The sequence below is a fragment of the Microcoleus sp. S28C3 genome (genome assembly GCF_036700785.1).
In the GTDB taxonomy this organism is placed as follows: domain Bacteria; phylum Cyanobacteriota; class Cyanobacteriia; order Cyanobacteriales; family Microcoleaceae; genus Microcoleus; species Microcoleus asticus.
Window position 1 is genome coordinate 29,256 of the sequence record NZ_JAUBPO010000038.1, and the last position, 23,055, is coordinate 52,310.

Sequence of the window (23,055 nt, forward strand, 5' to 3'; positions counted from 1 at the left end):
TTTATGTATAAATTATATTCTTGTTCGAGTAAATAAAGCTTGATTTTTGTTGGCATAACTACATGGTTGAATTAAGCATATAACAGTTGCCATGTCAAGACTTTTGACGGTTGCCATGTCAACACTTTTGACGGTTGAGGGTGGTCGTGCCGTCAGCCAACAGCCAACACTCAACAGCCAACACCGGCTCGAATCAGATATATTTTCAACTCTGAGGAGAACTCAATGCAATTTCTCTCGCAATACCAAATCCACTGCACTCTCCACGAAGGTAGCGAAACGATTATTTATCGAGGAAAAATCCCCACGCAGCAGGAGACAACCGTACTCAAAATCCTGAAAGCGGAATATCCGACCCTCGATGCAATTACCCGGATCAAGCACGAGTATCGCATTCGCCAACATTTAGACCATCCGGGCCTAGTTAAAGTCATTAGCCTAGAAACCCTTGACAACCGTCTCGGCTTGCTTTTAGAAGACTTTGAGGGCGAATCTATCGATCGCCTGATGTCGAGACAAAAGCTCGAAGTTATCACCTGTTTGAGGTTTGGTATCCAACTCATAAAAGCCTTAGAATATCTGCACCTTCAAAAAATCATTCATAAAGATATTAAGCCTAGCAATATCATCATCAACAGCCAAACAGGAATTATTAAACTGACCGATTTCGGGATTGCTTCGCGATTGTCCAAAGAAAATCCACAAATTAATAATAACTCGATAGTCGGCACTTTTGCTTATATGTCTCCCGAACAAACCGGGAGAATGAACCGCACCCTCGACTACCGCACCGACTTTTATTCCCTCGGAATTACTTTGTATGAAATGCTGACAGGTCAATTGCCATTTCCGAGTAACGACCCCTTAGAGATAGTTTACAGTCACATAGCCTCTCAAGCAATTATACCCCATCAAATTAATTCAGAGATTCCACCAGCTATCTCACAAATTGTAATAAAATTGATGGCAAAAAATGCCGAAGATAGATATCAAAGCGCAGGTGGATTGTTGGCAGATTTAGAAATTTGTTTGAATCAGTTAGAATCTACAGGCAAGATAGTCGATTTTACTCCCGGAAACTTAGATATATTGAGTCAGTTGTTGATTCCTCAAAAATTGTACGGTCGGGAAACACAAGTCAGGGAACTATTGGCTGCATTTGAACGTGTAGCTAATCCCTGCGTGGAAATTTCTTCCCCTTCCCAAATTGAACTGATCCTAGTTTCGGGTTATGCAGGTATAGGCAAATCGGCCGTAGTCAGCGAAATTCAAAAACCCATCACCAGACAGCGGGGTTATTTTATTTCAGGTAAATTTGACCAATTCAAGCGGAATATACCTTACGCATCTTTAATTCAAGCTTTTCAATCTTTGATCCAGCAGTTACTTGCCGAAAATAGCAAAAAATTACAAGATTGGCAACATCAACTTTTAGACGCGCTAGGCGATTCCGGACAAGTAATTATTGACGTGATTCCCGAACTAGAATTGGTAATTGGCAAACAGCCTGCCGTTCCCGAACTTGCCCCTACTGAAGCACAAAACCGCTTTAACAGGCTATTCAAAGAATTTATCCACGTATTCGCGCAGAAAGAGCATCCCTTAGTGATATTTCTCGATGACTTGCAGTGGTCAGATTCAGCGACATTGAAATTAATGGAATTGCTGGCCACTGACCGAGACAGCAAATATTTACTATTGATTGGAGCCTATCGAGACCATGAAGTTAGCTCTACACATCCTTTAATGCAAACAGTAGAGTACCTTCAACAAACGGGGATTATTCTCAACAATTTAGTGCTGGAACCTCTTTCTTTAGCCCAGGTGAATGAGTTAATTTCTGATACATTAAATGACTCAGAAAGAATTCACCCCTTAGCAGAGTTAATTTGGAATAAAACTGGTGGTAATCCTTTTTTCGTGACGCAATTGCTCAACACTCTTTATCAAGAACAACTTTTAAAATTTGACTTTACCAGGCTCCTGTATCCCGGAATAAAAGGGCAGTGGGAGTGGAACATTGAGGAGATTCAAGCTATTGGTATTACAGATAAGAGTGTAGTTGAACTGGTAGCCAGTCGGATTCAACAACTGCCAGAGATTACACAAGAAGTTTTGAAATTAGCCGCTTGTGTTGGGGACAATTTCACTCTCGATGTTCTCTCTACTGTCAACGCAAAATCTCCATCGGTCACTGCGACCGAACTGTGGGATGCTTTGCAAGCGGGGTTAATACTTCCATTGAATGAGAGTTACCTTATTCCTTTATTTTTAGATCGAGAATCAGCCGTTAATTTAACTTTCAATTCTTCGGGAGTCGGGTATAAATTTTTGCACGATCGCGTCCAGCAAGCTGCATATTCGCTGATTCCTGACGATGAAAAGAAAGCCACTCATCTTAGCATCGGTAAATTGCTCCTTGAAAATACGCCATCTGATAAAGTAGAAGAGAAAATTTTTGATATTATCAACCAGTTAAATGTAGGAATTGATTGTCTGAGCCTGCAATCAGAAAAAGATGAATTAGCACAATTAAATTTAATGGCTGGGCATAAGGCAAAAGCAGCTAACGCTTATGAACCCGCTGTTAAGTATTTGAATGTAGGAATTTCGTTATTAGCACCTGATAGCTGGGATCGCAACTATAGCATGACGCTGCAGTTGTATGTAGAGACGCTGGAAGCGGAATATTTAAACACCAACTTCGAGCAAGCAGAAAATTTGGCGGAAGTGGTTTTGCGATCGGCTAAAAACCAGCTTGACAGAGTGAAAGTGTATCAGCTAAAAATCCTATTTTATCAGGCTCAAAGCCAGATGCTAAAAGCTGTTGAAACAGGTCTAGAAGTGCTGAAAATGCTGGGAGTAAACCTCTTAGATAACGAAACCATTGCAGTGCCCAAATTGCCGCGAATTGAGGAATTAGAAAACCTGCCAGTTATGACAGATCCTTATCAACTGGCAGCTATGGAAATCATGACAGCCCTCTATCCTCCTGCTTATATTGCCAAACCAGAAATTGTGTCGTCCCTCGTCTTGACTATGGTTAATCTTTGTATCGATCACGGTCATTCAGCATTAGCCCCTTTTCCCTATACTCTTTATGGAATGATCCTGTGCGGGACAGAAGGCGACATCGAAGCTGGCTACTACGCTGGACTAATCGCTTTAAAGCTGCTAGAACAATTTAATGCTAGCCAACAAAAAGCTAAGGTTTATGTAATGTTTAATGGCCATATAAAAATCTGGAAAGAGTCTACTAAAAATACACTTGTTTCCTTTATAGAAGGAATGAATTCTGGTGTCGAAACTGGCGATCTAGAATGGGCAATTTATAATTGTAAGCACTATATTACAAATTTATTTTTGGTGGGAGAACCGCTAGAATATGTCAAAGAGAAACAAACTCTTTCGATGGAGTTTTTGCTGAAAAATAAACACGAATTTGCCATAGGTTATGCTCAAATTTGGCAAGGAATTGCTTCAAGCTTAAGAAGCCAAACAGCAGAGCAAGTACGGTTAGTTAGTGGCAGGTTGGATGAACCTGCTGTGATGTCGCGTTGGCAGAAAGAAAATAATCGAATGTCGCTGTTTGCAGCTTATGTGGGTAAATTGATGCTGCTTTATTTATTGAAAGATTATGCTTCGGCTGTTGCCAGCGGTAAATTAGCGGCAGAATATGCAGATGGGGCGATCGGCTTAATCACTGTTGGGGTACACAATTTCTACTATTCGCTGGCTCTCCTCGCTCACTATCCTGACAGTGACAATCAAGAAGCATACCTAGCTATTGTTAATTCTAATCAGCAAATTATGAAAAAGTGGGCCTACCATGCACCCATGAATTATCAGCACAAGTACGATTTAGTCGAAGCAGAAAAAGCGCGAGTTCTCAGCGATAAACTTGCAGCAATGGATTATTATGACTTAGCTATTAAAGGAGCTGCAGCTAACGGTTACACCCACGAAGAAGCATTAGCTTATGAATTAGCGGGAGAGTTTTATCACTTTTGGGATAAAGATCTCAGTGCTAGATCATATCTGACAAAAGCTTATTATGCTTACATTCGCTGGGGAGCTATAGCAAAAGTTAAATACTTAGAATCCCGTTATCATTATTTAGTCGATCGCCATCAAAAACCAATATCTAAAAATCTTGTCACGACTGCCAAAACTACTATCAACAATAGTTTGGTGCTGGATTTGTCAACAGTTGTCAAAGCATCACAAGCTGTTTCGAGCGAAATTATTCTCAGCCGCTTGCTAGAGAAACTCGTACAGCTTGTGAAGGAAAACGCAGGCGCTCAAAAAGTATTATTTCTTGCCAAGACAGGTAATCAATTATTCATAGAAGCTGGACTTACAGATCAGTTTAATGATGTAACCGTGTTACAATCTCTCCCGATTGCCGAATCCGAGAGCCTCCCAATTTCATTAATTAACTATGTAGAAAGAACCCAAAAATACTTGGTTTTAGATGATGCTACCCGAGCCGAGCAATTCCAATTCGATCCTTATATTGCGACCAATCAACCCCTATCTATCCTGGTATTGCCAATTATCCATCAAGGCAACCTTACGGGAATTTTTTATTTAGAAAACAATTTAACAAAAGGTGCTTTTACTAGGGATAGGCTAGAAATTTTGGGAATCCTGTCTGCACAAGCAGCTATTTCTCTAGAAAATGCCCGTTTTTATACTATTCTGGAAACGCGAGTAGCCCAAAGAACTGAGAAATTGCAAACTGCACTGGAAGAACTTCGCCGCACTCAATTGCAGCTAATTCAAAGTGAAAAAATGTCTAGTTTAGGAGAAGTGGTAGGGGGGATTGCTCACGAAATTAATAACCCGATTAACTTTATTTATGGAAATTTACATTACACCAACGAATACTCTAAAAATTTACTAGATTTACTACAGTTATACCAAAATAATTACCCAAATCCTGTGCAAGAAATAATAAATAAAAGTGAGCAAATTGATTTAACTTTTTTGATGAATGATTTCACTCAAATGATTGATTCCATGAGAGTTGGTGCTGCGAGGGTTCGCGATATTGTGCTCTCGCTGCGAAACTTTGCTCGACTAGATGAATCAGATAAAAAATGGGTTAATCTCCACGAAGGGATCGACAGCACATTGATGATTTTGGCTCAAAAATTAAGTGATATTCAAGTAATCGAGGAGTACGGCAATTTGCCTTTAGTTAACTGCTATCCGGGAGAAATTAATCAGGTATTTATGAATTTACTTACCAATGCAATTGATGCTTTTTCTTGCGAAAGAGTGAGTGAAGCTGACTCGACAAAGACTCCAACAATTCAGATTTGCACTCAAGTCGCGGAAGGAAATCAAGTAGCGATTCGCATTGTTGATAATGGTGTGGGGATGAGTTCGGAGGTGCTGGGTAAAATATTCGATCCGTTTTTTACTACTAAAGAGGTAGGTAAGGGGACTGGTTTGGGATTGTCTATCAGTTATCAAATTGTGGTAGAACAACATGGAGGAAAGCTAATTTGCAAGTCGGAACCTGGAGAGGGCAGCGAGTTTACTATACTGCTTCCGTATTGATTAATTAAAGCCATCGTGAAAACAACTGTTCAATTACTTTCACGAAGCCGATCGCAATTTGAATCAACGGCCAACCCACAAAACAAATTAACACCGCCCAGCGAGTTTGAATATCCAAACCTTGGCGAACCGCAACAATTACAGCTAGCAAACTCCACACAGCTAATATGCGCTCTATTCCTTCTCCCAGCAAGGGAATCAGCGTTAAAAAATTCAGCACTTGCGGGGCGTAGGCAAAGCCGATCGGAACCAACAACTCCCTATAAGTTACGTGACCCGGTTTCAGCCACTGCCCGATTTTAAAGATAGTGAAAGTCCAAAAATAATAACCCCCCGCGACTGCCAAACCATCTATCAAAAGTCCTAGAAATAATACGGATGGCTCAGTTCGGTTGATTAACAAGATGACAGCACTGCCCAACACGCGGGACACCGCAGCTAAAATTACAATTGTTAAAGCTATCCGCTTAGTTCTGCCAGTGTATGGAGTTTTTTCGTAAAAATTGCCGTTCAAAGAAAGTGCGTTCCAAAGGGTAGCCCCCAAACCTGCAATTGAATCTTCTCCCTTCACGTTGAACTCCTGCTCCTCAAGATAGTTGACAACTTTTACAAAATAAGCTCTAATACAGCAGAATCACCGAACTATTTCTACGTAATTAGCTAATTAATTGGCATTCTACCAGATTTTATTAAATGCTAAGATTGATTTTAAGGATACTTGCATGGCTGCGCGGGGGAAGTTTAAATTTGCTGATCGTCGCAGGTGTAATTCTGATAATTTGGGGCATTCTTTCCCCGGTGGGAACTGTTATATGGTGGCTGAATCAAAGTGCCGAAACTTTGGGTTTCAAGAAAAATCCGCCGGAGATATTGCCTTCCAACAAGGGCAATCTAGAAGCGCGGAAGTCTTCGCCGCTCAATTGTTATATCATCTTTTTACCGGGAGTTGGCGATTTTTCGGGGGACGAATTAACCCCTGGCGAAGAGTTCTTTCTCAAGCGTTTAGTTAAAAGTCACCCGCAGTGCGTAGCAGTGGGCGATGTTTTTCCTTATTCAGCGTCTAACAAAAGTTTAGGAGGAGAGCGGTGGCTAGCTCCTTTTTGGCGGTTTGCAGAACAGGCAAAAAGCGGGCCGATTGCGGGGGATATATTCATCAAAATTCGCAATCTCTGGAGGTTTGCAATTTCTTTAGATTATCGCTACGGCTTTGCATACAATCAGGGAATGGCTAATGCAATTATCGAGCGCATGAATGCTCAATCTCCCATTTCAGTTAATCCTCAACAACCTTTGAAAGTTATTTTAATTGGCACTAGCGGCGGCGCACAAGTTGCTTTGGGTGCTACTCGCTATCTTAAAGAATGGCTGAAGGCAGAAATTACGGTTGTTTCGGTTGGGGGCGTGTTTTCGGGAGAAAATGGTTTTGCAGAGGCCGATCGCATTTTCCACTTTCGCGGCACTCGCGATTCAATTGAGGATATTGGCGGCATAGTTTTTCCGAGTCGCTGGTACTGGTACGCGACTTCTCCTTTCAACCAAGCTCGTTTGCAAGGCCGCTATGCAGAAGCTTTGAGCGGCCCTCACAAGCACGACGGCGATGAGGGATATTTTGGGGAAAATCAAGCGGCGGACGGTAAAAAGTATGTAGATATAACCCTGGACAAGATTAATCAATTGCCTGTTTGGTCTAAAAGCACCTCCAATTGATGAGTGCTTGCATATTCGATGCCTGTACAATTATAATTAAGTTAGGAGGAAAAAATTTAGTTTTAATTTATTCATAAAGAGAGGAGTCGCGTTCATCATTAAAAACTAATTTTATTATACTCAATCGACCGGAGATAATATCAATCGGTAACATAAGCTAGTCAGCATTGAAATTGCATCTAAAATAATAATAAAACTCTTCTGGGCTGTTGCTCAGAGCAAGGTTAGGAATATACAAGTTAAATACACAACCGCTTAGTCATTAGTTATTAAATTTGTCATTGTTCCTTCTGCGTCGCTTGAAGCTTGGTCTTGTTGGCTTCCAGTGTCTACCTCCAATTCGCAATTCCCCATGCCCGATGCCCAATTCCCTATTCCCCATTCCCCATTCCCTATTATCAATGTCTCGACCAACATTATATATTGCCATCACGAATCACGGATTCGGCCACGCTGTCCGAGTCTCCTCCGTAGCTGCAAAAATTCAAGAATTAAATCCAGATATTTTATTAATTATGGCAACAACTGCCCCTCGGTGGCTGCTAGAATCTTACATTAGCGGCGACTTTATCCACCGTCCCCGGGCTTTTGATGTGGGTGTCGTGCAAGCTGACAGTTTGCATATGGATAAAGACGCGACGCTGGAAAAATTGCTGGAAATTCGGAAAAAGCAAAATTCGCTAATTGCCAGCGAAGTTAATTTTATTAAGCAAAATCGCGTGGGGTTGATCCTGGCAGACATTCCTCCTTTGGCAACGCGAATGGCGGCATCGGCTGGGGTTCCTTGCTGGATGATGAGCAATTTCGGGTGGGATTTTATCTATCGCGATTGGGGCGGGGAATTCGTAGAAATAGCAGATTGGATTGGTGAGTGTTTCGGAATGTGCGATCGGCTTTTTCGTCTTCCTTTGCACGAACCGATGCCAGCTTTCCCCAATATTCAAGATGTGGGCTTGACTGGCGGCAATCCTCGCTACAGTCACGATAAAGTTCGGGAAGTATTCGGCATTGAAACACCGCTGGAAAAAACTGTATTGTTGACTTTCGGCGGACTGGGTTTAGAGGAAATTCCTTATCAAAATTTACAGCAATTTAGCGACTGGCAATTTATTACTTTTGATGCGGAATCTCCCGATTTGCCAAATTTGATTAATGTCAAAAATCAGAAGTTTGCACAATCTTTCCCGATTTTACCGCGTCCGGTTGATATTATGCCTGTCTGCGGGCGCTTAGTTTCTAAACCGGGATACAGCACTTTTGCGGAAGCTTTGCGGTTGCAAATACCTGTTGTTTCTATAATGAGAGAAGGTTTTGCAGAAGCTGCGGTGTTGCTGGAAGGGATTCAAAATTATGCGGAACATCAAATTGTGACGGCGACGGAGTTTTTTGAGGGGGATTGGGAGTTTTTGCGACAACCGCTGCATCCGCCGCGTTTGTCGGGTAAATTGGATAAAAATGGTACGGAGGCGATCGCCCAAGCTGTTGTAGACTATTTTAGATAAGGCGATGGAAATCGATCCAACACAAACAAAGCTGGAGGACGGCGATGGAAATCGATCCAACACAAACAAAGTGGGCATCCGCCGAATGAAGAGTTTTGCAACAGTCTCATCGAAAGTTTAAAATAGAAGACGGCGATTTGAAATCCATCCTAAACAAACAAAGGAAGCGAAAGCCGACTGAAGAGTTTTGCATCCGTCTCATCCAAAATCTAAAATTTAAAATCTAAAATCTAACATCGAATGACTCACTATCAACAGATACTCAAGATTCAAACTACAGGGAAGTCTCTGTGTAACATCAGTCCTAAGATAGAAGATGCGGTGGCGAATTCAGGTATTAAAACGGGACTTTGTAGCTTATTTTTGCGCCACACTTCTGCTAGTTTGGTGATTCAAGAAAATGCTGACCCGGATGTACTTAAGGATTTGGCTAACTTTTTGGCTAAACTGGTACCGGAGGGCGATCGCTACATTCACGATGCCGAAGGCCCAGACGATATGCCGGCGCACATTCGCACTGCGCTGACTCATACTTCTGAACAAATCCCGATCGATCGCGGCAGGTTGCTGTTAGGAACTTGGCAGGGAATTTACCTGTGGGAACACCGCCAGCGGGGTCACATTCGCGAATTAGTTGTTCACGTCAGCGGCACTTGATCGGAATTTGTACTTCGCTGATTTTAGTTGCTTCCGGCGTCATTGGGGAATTGTAAAAAAAGCGGCGCGGCGGCCCGACTATTTCGTATTCGGGATGTTCTTGAAGCCAATCTTTGAGTTTCTGGAGGTTCTTTTCATAGCTTTCCCAAGTGTAGGCCCCGCCCACACCGATGCTGACAACCGTCATCGGCGAAGTATCTGTGACTTCTACAGCGGAATTAACGCTGCTGGGGGCGATATTTGGTGCGGGATAGAGGAACGAAACTTCTGCTTGGGGAACCGCATCGATTTGCCCGGAAGTTGCAGTGTAGCGCGCTTCTACTGGCGTTGTCATCGCAATTTTGTTGTTGCTGATATGTTGAAATAAGGGATTGAAGGCGATTCCAGTTGCTTGTCGCAAATCGCCCGCGTGGGTGTAGGTGACAGCGCGGTACTGAGGATATTGCTTAACTTCTATGACCCCAATCTGTGCGGGTTCAGGGAATCCAGTAGGTAATACCATTTGAGATTTGAAAGTTGAGATTTTACATTGAAGAATGGGAAAAGACTGACTCCGCAAGGCTTTGGAACTTGCTTGCAGTTGCATTATTTTTGGCAACTGTTATAAATAGGCTGAGATTGTTTGCATACCCTCGTTCAGGTGGCACAATTAGTTTAGCATTTATTCAGGGCGATGCTAACTGCCGATCGCCTAGAATTAGTTTAGACATTATTAATTAAACTTGTAATAATACGGACGGCGCTGAGTAAACAGAGAAACATTAATCTAGTTATCTTTGAAAAATTACCGTTTTTCAGGGGAGTCTGCTATTTTGGTCGGAAAAGCTTCGGCTGTTTAGCCGATCGAGCTGTGCGTTCTCAGTTATTGCCACGCTTATCGCTTTCAGCTAGAGGGTCAATTATATCGCTTTCAGGGAATGACGTATGAAAAAGATTTTAGTGATTGAGGACGAGCAAATAATCCGGGAGAATATTCTCAAACTCCTCAAAGCTGAAGGTTTCGACGTGACGGGTGCAGAAAATGGAGCGCAAGGTTTAAATGCGGCGGTGTCAAATCTTCCCGACGTGATTCTTTGCGATGTGACGATGCCGGAACTTGACGGGTACGGGGTGCTGGTGGCCTTGCGATCTAATCCTGTTACTGCTACACTGCCTTTTGTTTTTCTCACCGGTAAAGCCGATCGCTCTGAAATGCGGCAAGGTATGGAATTGGGAGCAGATGATTATCTGACTAAACCTTTTACTAAAGCTGAACTTGTGGGGGCGATATCGAGCCGCTTGAAAAAACAAGAAGCTGTCGCAGAAAAGTACAATACTTTGCGGCCAAGCAGCGAATTGATCCAAGATGCAGCCGACAAATTAGACCAGATAAAAACAAGTTTGCGCGACGCATTGGAACGAGAAGAATTCCAAGTTTATTATCAGCCGCAGGTCAATGTCGAGACTGGTAAAATTATGAGCGCAGAAGCTTTAGTACGCTGGCTGCATCCAGAAAAAGGGCTGATTTCGCCCGCAGAATTTATTCCGTCTGCGGAAGCAACTGGCTTCATTGTACAGTTAGGCGAGTGGGTTTTGCAAACAGCTTGCAGGCAAATGCAAGTTTGGCAAAATGCAGGTTTTTCGCTGCGGATAGCGGTGAATCTGTCGCCGCGCCAATTTCACCAACCGGAGCTCAGCAGCAGAGTTGCCGAAATTTTAGCAGAAACTGGTTTGGAACCGAGCAGTTTGGAATTAGAGCTGACTGAAAGTTTGATGGTGGAGGATGCCGAAAGTGCGATCGCTACTTTGCAACAATTGAAAAATTTAGGAGTTTGTATATCTATTGACGATTTTGGAACTGGGTATTCTTCTTTAAGCTATCTGGCGCAATACCCATTCGATACTTTAAAAATTGACCGCTGTTTTATCAGCAATATCACCGAGGGTTGCACAAATGCAGCGATTGTAAAAGCTATTATTGAAATGGCGCACAGTCTCTGTCTTGAGGTAATTGCCGAAGGAGTTGAGACGGAAGCCGAAAAAGATTTTCTCTGGCGCTACAATTGCGATACAATGCAAGGATATTTGTTCAGTCCTCCTGTGTCGGTCGCAGATTTTGAACAGTTGCTGGTGGAAGGCAAATAGAATATCGGTTAAGTCAATATTTGTCCTATAATTAAGTGCTATCGTCGGGGTGGAATATGGTGGGAGAATCCAGCATTAACGTTGACTCACTCAAATCAAGCAATAAAAAAAATAAGGAATTTTACAGAGCTGTTCTACTAGCTCTAGTGATAGTGTTTTTAGCTATTATGTCCAGATTTTTTGTCATTGTCAACGCTGGAGAACGGGGCGTGATGATGCAGTTTGGTAAAGTGGAAGAACAGGTACTCGGAGAAGGAATTCACGTAATAGTCCCCATAGTTTATACTGTAAAAAAGTTGAGCGTCAGGGTGCAGAAACAGGAAAGTTCCGCTGAAGCTTCCTCAAAAGATTTGCAAGATGTTTTCACGGATGTAGCGCTGAACTGGCACATTATCCCAGAAGAAGCTAATGCTATCTTTCAACAAATAGGTGACGAAAAAGAAGTAGTTACTCGCATTATCGATCCGGCAGTTGAAGAAGTATTAAAAGCAGTTATGGCAAAATACACGGCTGAAGAAATTATTACTAAACGCGGAGAAGTTAAAGCCGCAGTTGATGATTATTTGACCTTGAGACTGGTTACATATCATATTGCCGTTGACGATATTTCTTTAGTACACGTTCATTTTTCTGAGCGGTTTAGCGATGCAGTGGAGGCGAAACAAATTGCCGAACAGGAGGCAAAAAGAGGGGAGTTTTTAGCGCTGAAGGCAGTAAAAGAGGCTGAGGCTAAGGTGAATTTAGCCAAGGGAGAAGCCGAAGTGCAAAGGTTGCTGCGGGACAATTTGACTCCGGAATTTTTGCAAAGGCAGGCTATAGAAAAATGGAATGGGAAATTGCCGATGATTGTTGGTGATGGAGGTAAAAATTTATTGGACTTGAGGAAATTGGTTGAGAGATAATTATCATCCTGGACGCGCTGGTGGCCAGAAATCGGGTTTCTTTACGAAAATACACGGCGTTTAGCTTTTTCTGTCGCTAAAAAACCAGCTTTTTTGAGTATTCCTGCGTAATTTATGAATTACAAATTATCAGAATCTTGACTTAAGATCTGTTCAAAAGCTTTAGTAATTCCAGTTTGAAAACGCTGTTTGTGCTTCAGTTTCAAAACTGGTTTAATTATTTCAAAAAATACATTAGAACTTGGTTGGCTATCTATAATTTTAATCGATCGCAGTGTGGATAGCTGCAATTCTTTTTTTACCATCAATTCAGGAATCGCCGCTGCACCTGTGCCGCTTTCCACCACTGCTTTGACCATTTCACTGCTGTTCAAAACTAAAGTGACATTCAATTCATGGGGATTAATGCCCCAACTTTGCAAAGCTTGTTCCAACATTTGCTGAACTCCAGAACCAGCTTCTCGCATTACCCAATCCGTTTGCGCAATTTCCGTTAAACTCACCTCTGCCCGTTCAAACCAAGGGTGAGATTTGCCAACAACAATCAGCAAGCGTTCGCTGCCTATAACTTCTTCCTCCAGAGTGTTCTTAAGCGAAGCTTTGATGTCTCCGGTCACTAAACCCAAATCAAATGTTCCCGTCGCCGTACCCGCACAAATTTCTTCGGCATTTGCCAGAGTACAATTCACGCAAATACCGGGATATTTCTGTTTGAACGTGCTAATTTTATCAGGCAGCCAATAATTGCCAATGGTCAGACTGCAACCCAATTTTAAATCGCCTCGCTGCAAGTCGTTCAACTCCCGCAAACCTCTCTCAGTCAAAGCAACTTGGTCGAGAATTTTCTGCGTTTCAACTTGCAGCAACTTCCCGGCTTCAGTGATTTCGATGTGGCGGCCGATGCGGTGAAATAGTTTTACTCCATATTGCGCCTCTAAGCTTTGGATTGCCGCACTGACAGCGGGTTGAGTGATGTAAAGTTCCTCCGCCGCGCGGCTGAAGTGCAGGTGTTCCGCGACAGCTATAAAAACTCGCAGTTGGTCCAGCGTCATTCCGGCCATTCTGAGTGCCCCTTTACTAAATACAGTTATTTTTTGAGATTAAAATCTCTGGCGGCTAAGCTGTGACCTGAACTTTTAGATCGACTCTATTGTACAGGTTGGAATTCCCCATAAAACACGGTTAGCAGCCGCTATTTCAATTTTCCTCTTAACGTCAACGGTTTGAGCTTGTGGCGACAGATATGTACCGTCTTCCAACAGTTCTTTTGCCGCGGCACTGCATCACTTGCATTTATGAATTCGATAAAAAACAACATTTGATTTTACGGCTGAAGGGTCTTACAGTTAAACTCAAGCTTCAGAACACTCGGCCCGAGGCTGAAGCAGAACCGACAATTTGAAGCCGATCGCCAAAAGTCGATCGACAAAAATACAGAAGATAAATGACCAAGAAAACGCCAAAAAATCACAGTGCACACGGCTTAAAGCCGGACTGCCTCTCCTTCGGGGAGGTTTTAGCTCAATCCTTTGCCGTCATTGCACCTACAACTATACCAGCATCTAATATAGGTTTAATCGTCGCTCTTTCAGGAAACGGGGCTTGGCTGAGTTTTGCGATCGGCTTGATCGGCCTAGTATTTGTCAGCATCAATATCAACCAATTTGCGAGTCGATCGGCTTCTGCCGGTTCTCTTTATTCTTATATTGTTAAAGGACTTGGCCCTACTGCCGGCGTAATTTGCGGCTGGAGTTTGGTACTCGCTTATCTATTTACTGCGATGTCCGTTTTGTGTGGTTTTGCCAACTTTACGGGTAGTTTCATCGGTCATTTAGGCATCCATCCGTCACCGATTACACTGTTATCGATCGGGGCGGGCGTTGCTTGGTATGCAGGTTATAAAGATATCCAGCTTTCAGCTATGGCGATGCTGTGGCTAGAGGGGGCATCAGTGGCGGCGATCGCACTTTTAGGAATTATCATCTGGGCGCACAAAGGTTTTGCCCTGGATATGTCCCAATTAACTTTAGAAGGCGTAACTCCCGGCAACATAGCGACGGGACTTGTATTAGTAATGTTTGGTTTCTCTGGTTTTGAAAGTGCTACATCTCTGGGCGACGAAGCGAAAAAACCCTTAAAAAATATCCCCAAGGCTGTTATGGGCAGTGCTGTCATGGCAGGCTTATTCTTCATTTTGATGACCTATATTGAGGTTTTGGGTTTTAGCGGTACTGGAGTTTCTATTACTAATACTGAAGAACCTCTGAGTTTTCTGGCGCAACAAGTGGGCATGGGGTGGCTGGGAGAGTTAGTGGCTTTCGGCGCTTTATTTAGCTTTTTTGCTTGCGTGCTCGGCAGCATCAATCCAGCGGCGAGAGTGTTTTTTATGATGGCGCGCCACGGTTTGTTTCACTCTTCATTAGGTGTAGCGCATTCATCTAATAGAACTCCCCACGTTGCAGTAACGATGTGTACATTTATGACATTTTTGGTGCCTGCTGTCATGTCTATGTTTAACATCAAACTGTTCGATTGTATGGGTTATTTGGGGGCAATTTGCAGCTACGGATTTTTAACGGTATACATCTTGATTTCGATCGCAGCTCCGGTTTACCTGCACAAAATTGGTAAATTGCGCGTGCGAGATGTGCTATTCTCGGTGGCGGCGATCGCATTTATGATGATTCCGATTGCGGGCAGCGTGGGCATTCCCGGCAGCACTATGTTCCCAGTTCCCGAAGCTCCTTACGATGCGTTTCCTTACTTGTTCTTGATGTACTTGGTGGCTACTTGTGGATGGTTTTTCTTGCAGCGGCGGCGCTATCCTGAACTTGTTGGTTCGATGGAGCAGGGTATTGACGCAATTCACGCCAAATTCGAGGTATAAAATGCAATTTACGGCGGTGTTCGATTGAATACAGTATCGATCGACAACAACGGCTTTGATTAGTAATTGTAGGGTGGGCACGGCCCACCAAAACATTTGCAACTCACGCTCTAACAAGCCTTTGATTAGTAATTGTAGGGTGGGAACGGCCCACCAAAACATTTGCAACTCACGCTGTTACAGGCTTTGATGGGCAGTGCCTACCCTACATTGATTTGATTCAAAGATTTGACGCGGTAAAAAAAGCAGGCGTAAAAACCCAGCAAAAAAATTAAGGAGATACAGAAATGAATGAATTACTAACAGCAATTTCTACGGGTATGACAGCTTTTACAGCTACGAATATTGACGATATTCTGATTTTGCTGCTGTTTTTCTCGCAGGTGAATGCAGTATTTCGGCACAGGCATATCGTCTTCGGTCAGTTTCTGGGCTTTACTGCACTGGTTTTGATTAGCATTCCGGGTTTTTTTGGCCGCTTAATCTTTCCGCCAGATTGGATCGGAATGCTCGGTTTGCTGCCAATTGCGATCGGGCTTAGCCGCTTGCTGAATCCAGAAAATGACGATTCGGAAGCTGAGGCTGAATTAGAGCAATCTGAGAAATCTTTTTTTAGCAATTTTCTGTCTCCTCAAACTTACAGCGTAGCAGGGGTGACGGTGGCAAATGGGGGCGACAATATCGGGATATATGTACCGCTTTTTGCTAGCAATACTTTAGAAAGTTTGGCGGTGATTCTCGCTGTATTCTTCGCGATGGTGGGCGTTTGGTGCTACGCTGCTTATCGGTTAATTCAGATGCGGGCGATCGCAGATACTCTGACTCGCTACGGCAATCAGCTTGTGCCTTTTGTTTTGATCGGATTGGGAATGGCGATTCTGGTGGAAAGCGGCACTCTGGCAAGCCCAACTTTAAGTATAATATCTTTAGTTGGTTGCTGTTTCTGTTTGATAACTATGAGCAGAGGTAACGCCAGGGAAACTGAAGTTTAGAAAAATTGCAGGGACAGCACATGAATTGGATTGCAGCAGCGATTATTGCCGGGATTACATCTTTCGCCGCAACCAATATCGACGATATGGTGCTTTCCATGCTGTTCTTCGCCCAGGTAAACGATACTTTCCGCCCCCGGCATATCTTTGTCGGTAAGTACCTCGGATTTGCAGCACTCATCGCTGCTAGTTTGCCGGGTTTTTTTGGCGGTTTAATTGTGCCGACAGCTTGGATTGGCTTGCTGGGTTTGCTTCCGATCGCGATCGGCATCAGTCACTTAGTCAAGAGAGATAATGAGGAAAATGACGTACAAGCCGTATCGGGCGAATTTAACCGGAAATCTAATTCACTTGTGTCAAAAATAGCAAATCTTTTCAACCCCCAAACTTTGAATGTGGCTGCTGTTACTATAGCCAACGGGGGTGACAACATCGGTATTTATTTACCGCTGTTTGCTAGCAGCGATTTGCCGAGCTTGGTGGTGATTTTGGCGGTTTTCTCGGTGATGGTAGGTGTTTGGTCTTATCTCGCTTACCGATTAACTCGCCAAAGAGCGATCGCCCGTATTTTGACTCGCTATACCAAGGTTGTTGTTCCTTTTGTTTTGATTGGTTTGGGAATATTTATTCTGATTGAAAGCGGTACTTATCGCCTGCTCCCGCCGCAATTTCAATCTAACTAATAATTAGCCCTTCGCTATTTGCATCCCTCTATAGGTAGATAAATTGCCAGACCATAAGTCCTAACTCATCATTTTCACCTTAACAATTATTTGCTTAAAAATAGCGCTAAATCGATTGAAATATATCAAGAAATATGCTAAGTTAATGATGAAGTGAGTAATCAAGCTAAAAGCAGCTTCAAAGTAATTTAGCTTCAAGTATTCACGAAAGTTGAAACCATCTTTTGAGCTAGACAATTGCCAGACTTAGGCAACAAGATACCTGTGGTTTCAATAAATCATGTAGTGGTGAATCAAACCGAGCTAAAAACTTGAGGATGAATCCCTAAAAGAGCGCCCGAACACTTCGCCACTACCCCACGCAGCTCGGCTTTGACAATAGGTAGAACGCTAAAAAACCAGATTTTTCGATTCTGCAAAATTTGGTCGATCGGGCAAACAAGTTAAGGACAACTGGTTTTTGCCTAAGTCCGAAAATAGCAAGCAAACAGAAAGTTGGAAAAAACCTGACAATCTAGAAAAGGAGAAAAATTGTGAAAATGTTCAAATTTGTTTTAGTGCTCTTGGTAATGGTCGCCAATTTAGTATTCGTTCCTCCCTCCTGGGCCGACGCTCCAAAAACGCCGAGATATGCGAGCAATCCCGACTACATAGAGGTGAGTGAAGCTCTGACTGAAGCTCTGAACACTCTCAAGGCTGCGAAAGACTCACCCGATAGCGCCCAGAATTATACCCCTAAAGAACTCCACAAAAAAATCTCTCAATTGGAGTTTCAAAAATACACTTTAGAAACGGGAAAACCTTGGGGTCAGTGCCGCAACGAGACAGGGAAAACCCTGGCTGTCTACGGCCCGAAAGGCAAAAAAGCAGCGGACTCTTCTTACGATAATGCCCTGTATTTTCTAGCTGACGGCCAAACAACTGAACATAAATGGGATTGCGATGGGATTTTTCTACCCAGCGATGTCAATGCAACCGATTTAAGAACGACCGATCAAGCTTCAGAAGAATTGACGGGCGGTCTAGCTGTTAAGATAGTTGACGGAACTCAATTTGTAGCGAGAGCTAATCCCGATACGGGGGCTGTAGAATTCAACGTTCCTACTGCTAAAGTTTTCCAGCCAGGGGATGCGAATTGGTTTGTTCCTGACGTGACTCAGGCGTACATAGATTCGCAACTTCCCAACGCACCTACTGAGGAAAATGATTAGTTTTGGTGAACTTGTAATGCGATCGGCTGTGTAAAGCCCGTTGCAACGCAAGAACCGCCGGGGATCGATCCCCGGCAGATCATCGTCCCAGCGAAAATATATCGGTTTACCTTCATATTTGCAGTTAATATTAAAAGGTCGATCTATGCTATTAAATTGGAAATCCACGAAAGTAAATACAGAAAAGATTAAGCGACCAAATCCGTCGCGGGTGCGGGATCACTTGGCAAACGAGCGCACTTATTTAGCATGGATGCGGACAGCAATATCGCTGATGGGTTTTGGCGTAGTTATCGTGCGCCTTCGCGCCTTCCATCCCCCTATGCTACCAAGTCCCGGCAATGGTTGGAAGTTGGGTTTGCTTTTTTCAATAGTGGGTTTGCTGACGGTGCTCTTATCAACTAAGCACTACTTCGGCGTCCGCCACGATATCGATTACGATACTTATGAACCTACCGATCGCTGGGTAATTCTTTTCAGCCTCGCGATCGCCATCCTAGGGACTGGGGTAATTTATTATATTTTCACCATTCCTTCTAGCTTAGAAGGTTTGATGGCACCAGAATAATGGCGCTGGTTTTATATTAATCTTAAAGAGTTGGAGCGCGTGCAATTATCGTTCAAACCGATGCAAGTAGATGATGAGAAACAAACGCAGCAAAATCTGTCGCGGGCGATCGATCGATCGGCAAATGAGCGCACCTTCTTAGCATGGATGCGGGCTGCGGTCGCCCTCATGGCTTTTGGCGTCATCATCGTCCGACTTCGCGTCGTGCAAATGCCCGTACAGTACCGCCTGGGGATGGGGTGGAAGTTGGGTTTAATCTTCTCTCTCATAGGTTTGGCGACAGTCTTAATCTCAACTCAGCGCTACTTCACCGTTCGCCGCCAAATTTACGAGGATACCTACGAACCGTCAGATTGGTGGATATTCCTCTTCAGTTCGGCTGTCGGCTTATTGGGGATTGGAGTAATTTATTTTATCTTTGCAGCCGCCGTCAGCCCAAGTAGTTCTGTAATACCCGATTGATTGTCAACAGGAGTTAACACCATGAACAGCGATATAGTTGCCACGATCGCTTCCATTATCATCTTAGCTGCTGCTATCTGGGCAGCATTCGCAGTGCTGGAGAGTGTCGCGAAAATATTCCCTAAATTGCTGGGCGTGACAGTCGCGATCGGGCTTTTGCTCGTTTACCTGCAATTTTACTGGGGCATCGACACTGCCTATCTTTGGCAAACTGTCAAGCATTTGCCTGAAGCTTTCAATTTCTCGATGGGCGCCTAAACTCGCACCAGGCAGCATTTTCAACAACATCTCCCGGATAGATATTTTTGTATCGGAAAGAAAGTAGATTGAGTCGATCGCCCCTAAAATACGGTAACTCGATCGACTTACTAGACATAGATCTGTTGGGATGTTAAAATACGGTAAGTCGATCGAGTTATGAGCTGTTAACGTGGAAAACGCTAAAAAAGTCACTCAAGAGTACCAGCTTGCAAAACAACTGACCCAACAGTTGCCACAAGCTAAGGGCTTTAAAGAAGTCTGGTTTAAAAAAATCAGAGGCGGGCTACTTCTGGCAATTGGATATTTGCTCTCACCGCTGTGTTGGTGGAACGACATATTTTTCAATCTGCCAATTGCCTACGCCTTTGGGTATATCTGTAGTGGGCTTTCCCCAGATTTACTGTTTCCTTGCACAATTGTCGGCTACTGGCTTTCCAATATTGCGGGAATTCTGTTGATGCAATTCGGGGCTGTAGATGTTTTTGCAGACAAACCCAAGGAAAAAAACCTCAAAAAAGAGTTATTGACGGGTTTAGTTTCCTCAACCGCTTTCACTATTGTCGTTGTGACATTGATTCATTTTAATGTTCTCGATACTCCCGATTTGTTTTCCAGCCAGCAGTCGGTTAACCTCAGCTCTGCTTTACCTGTGACGCTCGTCACTTCAAGGTAGAAAGCAGAATCTCAACCATCAATGAATCGAAGATTTTTAATCAGTTACACAGGGAAATTTAAGAAAATCAGGGAGCTTTTACACTACAATTTTTGTAGCTTTGTTTATTTGCATTTACTGACTTTTACCAACAATATTGTATCTGAAAACGCGGCAACTCTAAAGCGTTAAATAGCCAACTTTCTGGTAACAAATATTGAAATGCAATTGATATTTAGCCTGTGTAGCTGTGTTTCAGGAGCCGCCCAAGTTATCTATTTGTTGGTTGGCAGCGCTTAAATACACAGTTTTTGGGCATAACCGTGAACTACTTATTACTATCGTTTCTCAGTTTTTTCGTTGGCATTATCGTTGGTTTGACCGGAGTTGGCGGAGCGTCACTCATCACCCCAATGTTAATTTTTGTCTTCCAGGTTCCAGCATCAATTGCTATTAGTTCGGATGTCGTAGCGGCCACACTTATGAAAGTTGTTGGCGGCTTCAAACACTGGCAGCAAAAGACCCTAGACTTGCAAGTAGTTAAGTGGCTGGCTTTAGGCAGCGTGCCCGGTTCGCTGACTGGCGTGTGGATTTTACACTGCATCAAATCCAGCGGAAGTCAAGACTTAGACAGCATATTGCTGCGCTTTCTCGGAGTAGCGATCGCCCTAATTGTCGCTTTATCGCTGACCCAATTAGTGGTCAAAACATTTTTCCCTAATTTTAAATTGCCTCCGCAGCCTAAATGGGACTTGAATACTAATTATGGCCGTATTTGTACTGTGAGTGCGGCAGCAGTTTTAGGCTGCATAGTGGGAATCACTAGCGTGTCTTCCGGTTCGATGTTTGCACTGTTGCTGATTGCTTTTTTCCGCTTGGATACTTCTAAATTGGTGGGTACAGATATTTCGCAAGCGGCAATTTTGTTGATGTTTACATCTCTGGGACACCTCAGCCTCGGAACAGTAAACTGGAGTTTAGTTTTGCCAATTTGGTTGGGTTCGGTGCCGGGAGTTTTGGTAGGGGCTAAATTCTGCCAAATTATGCCTCAACGCCCGCTAAAGTTTGTTATTTACGGGATGTTGGCGATGGCTAGTTGGAAGTTGTATCAAGTCTGAAAAGTAGGGTAAGGTCAGGAGTATTGCTGTCAACAAATATGCGCTTTCGCTGCAGTCCGGCAGGGGTTTAAACCCCTGCCTCAAAGCTGAAGTCCTCTGAAGAGGACTATTAACTCATTAGTCCTCTTCAGAGGACTTTCGCTTTGAGCCAGGGAATTAATTCCCTGGCGGTCTTTCGGGTTAAGCTGATAGCAATGTCGCAGTAATGACGATCGCCCCTACTAAAATTTAATAATTGCTGACTAATGCTTCGAGTTCGCTGACTGTCGGCAATTCTAAGTCTTTGAACAAGACTGTACTGAGGTAGCGTTCGCCATAAGAAGGCTGCACAAAAACTATCAATTTCCCAGCATTTTCGGGACGCTTGCCGACTTGAATAGCGGCAAACAAAGCCGCGCCTGCTGAGATTCCTGACAACAATCCTTCTTCTCTGGCTAGGCGGCGACTGTAGGCGATCGCATCTGCGTCGCTAACTGCGATCACCTCATCAATTAACTCTGGTTTCAACACTTCCGGGATGAATCCTGCACCAATCCCTTGAATTTTGTGAGCACCAGATTTACCTCCAGAAAGCACGGCGCTGGTGGCTGGTTCAACTGCGATCGCCTTAAAACTCGGTTTCCGCTGTTTAATTACCTCAGCAACTCCAGTAATCGTACCGCCGGTGCCAACTCCAGCAACTAAAAAATCTACTTTACCCTCTGTATCTTCCCAAATTTCCTCGGCCGTGGTTTCCCGGTGAACTTTTGGATTAGCGGGGTTGCGAAACTGTTGCAGCATGAAAGCATCGGGAGTTTCTTCTACAATTTCTTCCGCACGGGCGATCGCGCTTAACATCCCTTCATGTCCCGGAGTCAATTCCAACTGAGCTCCGTAAGCTTTCAGCATCGATCGGCGCTCTAAACTCATCGTATCCGGCATAGTTAAAATCAGACTGTAGCCTTTCGCCGCCGCGATCATTGCCAAAGCAATTCCAGTATTGCCTGAAGTCGGTTCAACTAAAATAGTTTTCCCCGGTTGAATTAACCCCGCATCTTCTGCCGCCTGAATCATGCTGCCCGCAATCCGATCTTTCACCGAAGCAGCCGGATTCATCCCTTCCAATTTGGCCACAATTTGAGCAACTACTCCTTCGGCTTGGGGAATTTTATTGAGCTGAACTAAAGGAGTTCTGCCAATTATTCCTGTAACATCCTTAGCAATTCTCATGGTTTAATTTCTCTCCCCTTAAATGTAGTACATGGGATGTGCTTGTTTGCGAAGATCCCGCTGTTCGCGCAAATCTTGTAATGTGTATTTGCCCAAAACAGCCCAAGATGCCTGTTGAGCTTCCTGCCAGATTTCTAGCACCGCAGTTTTTTCTATTGTTACAGATTCCGAAACTTTTTGAGTCTGGCTGCTGCCGTCGCCTTCGAGTGTCGAAAACACCTCTAGCAAAGTAATCTGCCAAGGCTCTTTTGCCAGCAAATAACCGCCTTTAGCGCCCCGCAAACTCTGGACGATACTTGCACGCCGCAGCACGGCAAGAATTTGGTCGAGATAGCGTTCTGGTATCTCTTGAGAAGCAGTAAGTTCGTTCACTGTTAGGGGCGAATCATTCGGGTGGTGGCTCGCCAGTTCCAAGAGCGCTAACAGGGCATATTCTACTCTAGAAGATAGTTCCACATTCCCCACTGGCGATCGAGTTTAAATTGTAGATTATATCATAGTACACAATTCCGGTAGATGTACAGGTGTTAGTATTTTTTTATTACAAAAACG

Annotated in this window: 20 protein-coding genes; 15 read left to right on the forward strand and 5 right to left on the reverse strand. The window is 43.7% G+C overall.

The window, feature by feature from the left end:
• Positions 1 to 225 precede the first annotated feature (225 nt).
• Complete coding sequence (locus tag QUA13_RS13620) at positions 226 to 5,568, forward strand: AAA family ATPase (protein ID WP_333199188.1); 5,343 nt, start codon at positions 226 to 228, stop codon at positions 5,566 to 5,568.
• Between the two features lie 4 nt (positions 5,569 to 5,572).
• Here QUA13_RS13620 and QUA13_RS13625 read toward each other — a convergent pair whose 3' ends face one another.
• Positions 5,573 to 6,139 (reverse strand): hypothetical protein, encoded by a 567-nt coding sequence (locus QUA13_RS13625; protein ID WP_333199191.1) that lies wholly within the window; start codon positions 6,137 to 6,139, stop codon positions 5,573 to 5,575.
• 122 nt (positions 6,140 to 6,261) lie between these two features.
• On the opposite strand from QUA13_RS13625, the gene QUA13_RS13630 reads away from it, so the two are divergent.
• The 3 genes from QUA13_RS13630 to QUA13_RS13640 all read left to right on the forward strand — a co-directional run bounded on the left by QUA13_RS13630 (position 6,262) and on the right by QUA13_RS13640 (position 9,434).
• The gene (locus QUA13_RS13630; protein ID WP_172186293.1) at positions 6,262 to 7,275 is read left to right on the forward strand and encodes a hypothetical protein; all 1,014 of its coding nucleotides are present in this window, start codon (positions 6,262 to 6,264) and stop codon (positions 7,273 to 7,275) included.
• 401 nt (positions 7,276 to 7,676) lie between these two features.
• Positions 7,677 to 8,777 (forward strand): glycosyl transferase, encoded by a 1,101-nt coding sequence (locus tag QUA13_RS13635; RefSeq protein ID WP_333199195.1) that lies wholly within the window; start codon positions 7,677 to 7,679, stop codon positions 8,775 to 8,777.
• 240 nt (positions 8,778 to 9,017) lie between these two features.
• On the forward strand, positions 9,018 to 9,434 hold the full coding sequence (locus QUA13_RS13640; protein ID WP_172186291.1) for a secondary thiamine-phosphate synthase enzyme YjbQ: 417 nt from the start codon (positions 9,018 to 9,020) through the stop codon (positions 9,432 to 9,434).
• Here QUA13_RS13640 and QUA13_RS13645 read toward each other — a convergent pair.
• Positions 9,421 to 9,936 carry a heme-binding protein gene (locus tag QUA13_RS13645; RefSeq protein WP_333199201.1) on the reverse strand — a complete coding sequence of 172 codons (516 nt, stop codon included), beginning with the start codon at positions 9,934 to 9,936 and terminating at the stop codon, positions 9,421 to 9,423. The two genes, QUA13_RS13640 and QUA13_RS13645, sit on opposite strands and share 14 nt — an antisense overlap.
• 422 nt (positions 9,937 to 10,358) lie before the next feature.
• Between QUA13_RS13645 and QUA13_RS13650 the strand changes: the two genes are divergently transcribed.
• Both QUA13_RS13650 and QUA13_RS13655 read left to right on the forward strand, forming a co-directional pair.
• The gene (locus tag QUA13_RS13650; RefSeq protein ID WP_333199204.1) at positions 10,359 to 11,558 is read left to right on the forward strand and encodes an EAL domain-containing response regulator; all 1,200 of its coding nucleotides are present in this window, start codon (positions 10,359 to 10,361) and stop codon (positions 11,556 to 11,558) included.
• A 167-nt stretch (positions 11,559 to 11,725) separates the two neighbouring features.
• Positions 11,726 to 12,460, forward strand: a complete 735-nt coding sequence (locus QUA13_RS13655; protein ID WP_333199206.1) for a prohibitin family protein — start codon at positions 11,726 to 11,728, stop codon at positions 12,458 to 12,460.
• A 119-nt stretch (positions 12,461 to 12,579) separates the two neighbouring features.
• Here QUA13_RS13655 and QUA13_RS13660 read toward each other — a convergent pair whose 3' ends face one another.
• Positions 12,580 to 13,512, reverse strand: a complete 933-nt coding sequence (locus QUA13_RS13660; protein WP_333199209.1) for a LysR family transcriptional regulator — start codon at positions 13,510 to 13,512, stop codon at positions 12,580 to 12,582.
• A 392-nt stretch (positions 13,513 to 13,904) separates the two neighbouring features.
• On the opposite strand from QUA13_RS13660, the gene QUA13_RS13665 reads away from it, so the two are divergent.
• The 9 genes from QUA13_RS13665 to QUA13_RS13705 all read left to right on the forward strand — a co-directional run bounded on the left by QUA13_RS13665 (position 13,905) and on the right by QUA13_RS13705 (position 21,294).
• A complete protein-coding gene (locus tag QUA13_RS13665; RefSeq protein ID WP_333199211.1) occupies positions 13,905 to 15,347 on the forward strand; it encodes an APC family permease in 1,443 nt (480 codons plus the stop codon).
• 287 nt (positions 15,348 to 15,634) lie between these two features.
• A complete protein-coding gene (locus tag QUA13_RS13670) occupies positions 15,635 to 16,339 on the forward strand; it encodes a cadmium resistance transporter (RefSeq protein WP_333199213.1) in 705 nt (234 codons plus the stop codon).
• Between the two features lie 20 nt (positions 16,340 to 16,359).
• On the forward strand, positions 16,360 to 17,022 hold the full coding sequence (locus QUA13_RS13675; RefSeq protein WP_333199216.1) for a cadmium resistance transporter: 663 nt from the start codon (positions 16,360 to 16,362) through the stop codon (positions 17,020 to 17,022).
• A gap of 539 nt (positions 17,023 to 17,561) precedes the next feature.
• Positions 17,562 to 18,233, forward strand: a complete 672-nt coding sequence (locus QUA13_RS13680) for a hypothetical protein (RefSeq protein WP_333199246.1) — start codon at positions 17,562 to 17,564, stop codon at positions 18,231 to 18,233.
• A 145-nt stretch (positions 18,234 to 18,378) separates the two neighbouring features.
• Positions 18,379 to 18,801 (forward strand): DUF202 domain-containing protein, encoded by a 423-nt coding sequence (locus tag QUA13_RS13685; RefSeq protein WP_333199219.1) that lies wholly within the window; start codon positions 18,379 to 18,381, stop codon positions 18,799 to 18,801.
• 39 nt (positions 18,802 to 18,840) lie between these two features.
• The gene (locus QUA13_RS13690) at positions 18,841 to 19,263 is read left to right on the forward strand and encodes a DUF202 domain-containing protein (RefSeq protein ID WP_333199221.1); all 423 of its coding nucleotides are present in this window, start codon (positions 18,841 to 18,843) and stop codon (positions 19,261 to 19,263) included.
• Positions 19,264 to 19,284: 21 nt separating this feature from the next.
• Positions 19,285 to 19,521 (forward strand): hypothetical protein, encoded by a 237-nt coding sequence (locus QUA13_RS13695; RefSeq protein WP_172186281.1) that lies wholly within the window; start codon positions 19,285 to 19,287, stop codon positions 19,519 to 19,521.
• A gap of 172 nt (positions 19,522 to 19,693) precedes the next feature.
• On the forward strand, positions 19,694 to 20,197 hold the full coding sequence (locus tag QUA13_RS13700; RefSeq protein WP_333199223.1) for a hypothetical protein: 504 nt from the start codon (positions 19,694 to 19,696) through the stop codon (positions 20,195 to 20,197).
• A gap of 302 nt (positions 20,198 to 20,499) precedes the next feature.
• A complete protein-coding gene (locus tag QUA13_RS13705; RefSeq protein ID WP_172186279.1) occupies positions 20,500 to 21,294 on the forward strand; it encodes a TSUP family transporter in 795 nt (264 codons plus the stop codon).
• 228 nt (positions 21,295 to 21,522) lie between these two features.
• On the opposite strand, the gene cysK is transcribed toward QUA13_RS13705, so the two are convergent.
• Positions 21,523 to 22,503: a cysteine synthase A gene (gene cysK / locus QUA13_RS13710; RefSeq protein ID WP_333188864.1), complete on the reverse strand. Its 981-nt coding sequence runs from the start codon at positions 22,501 to 22,503 to the stop codon at positions 21,523 to 21,525.
• Between the two features lie 18 nt (positions 22,504 to 22,521).
• A complete protein-coding gene (locus QUA13_RS13715; protein ID WP_333199225.1) occupies positions 22,522 to 22,959 on the reverse strand; it encodes an Rrf2 family transcriptional regulator in 438 nt (145 codons plus the stop codon).
• Between the last annotated feature and the right edge of the window lie 96 nt (positions 22,960 to 23,055).

Bases quoted from the DNA above. Each gene is read 5' to 3' on its own strand.
- QUA13_RS13640 (WP_172186291.1), top strand. From the start codon at position 9,018: ATGACTCACTATCAACAGATACTCAAGATTCAAACTACAGGGAAGTCT.
- QUA13_RS13675 (WP_333199216.1), top strand. From the start codon at position 16,360: ATGAATTGGATTGCAGCAGCGATTATTGCCGGGATTACATCTTTCGCC.
- QUA13_RS13660 (WP_333199209.1), bottom strand. From the start codon at position 13,512: ATGACGCTGGACCAACTGCGAGTTTTTATAGCTGTCGCGGAACACCTG.
- QUA13_RS13685 (WP_333199219.1), top strand. From the start codon at position 18,379: ATGCTATTAAATTGGAAATCCACGAAAGTAAATACAGAAAAGATTAAG.
- QUA13_RS13620 (WP_333199188.1), top strand. From the start codon at position 226: ATGCAATTTCTCTCGCAATACCAAATCCACTGCACTCTCCACGAAGGT.
- cysK (WP_333188864.1), bottom strand. From the start codon at position 22,503: ATGAGAATTGCTAAGGATGTTACAGGAATAATTGGCAGAACTCCTTTA.
- QUA13_RS13650 (WP_333199204.1), top strand. From the start codon at position 10,359: ATGAAAAAGATTTTAGTGATTGAGGACGAGCAAATAATCCGGGAGAAT.
- QUA13_RS13670 (WP_333199213.1), top strand. From the start codon at position 15,635: ATGAATGAATTACTAACAGCAATTTCTACGGGTATGACAGCTTTTACA.
- QUA13_RS13635 (WP_333199195.1), top strand. From the start codon at position 7,677: ATGTCTCGACCAACATTATATATTGCCATCACGAATCACGGATTCGGC.
- QUA13_RS13695 (WP_172186281.1), top strand. From the start codon at position 19,285: ATGAACAGCGATATAGTTGCCACGATCGCTTCCATTATCATCTTAGCT.
- QUA13_RS13630 (WP_172186293.1), top strand. From the start codon at position 6,262: ATGCTAAGATTGATTTTAAGGATACTTGCATGGCTGCGCGGGGGAAGT.
- QUA13_RS13680 (WP_333199246.1), top strand. From the start codon at position 17,562: ATGTTCAAATTTGTTTTAGTGCTCTTGGTAATGGTCGCCAATTTAGTA.
- QUA13_RS13655 (WP_333199206.1), top strand. From the start codon at position 11,726: ATGTCCAGATTTTTTGTCATTGTCAACGCTGGAGAACGGGGCGTGATG.
- QUA13_RS13665 (WP_333199211.1), top strand. From the start codon at position 13,905: ATGACCAAGAAAACGCCAAAAAATCACAGTGCACACGGCTTAAAGCCG.
- QUA13_RS13645 (WP_333199201.1), bottom strand. From the start codon at position 9,936: ATGGTATTACCTACTGGATTCCCTGAACCCGCACAGATTGGGGTCATA.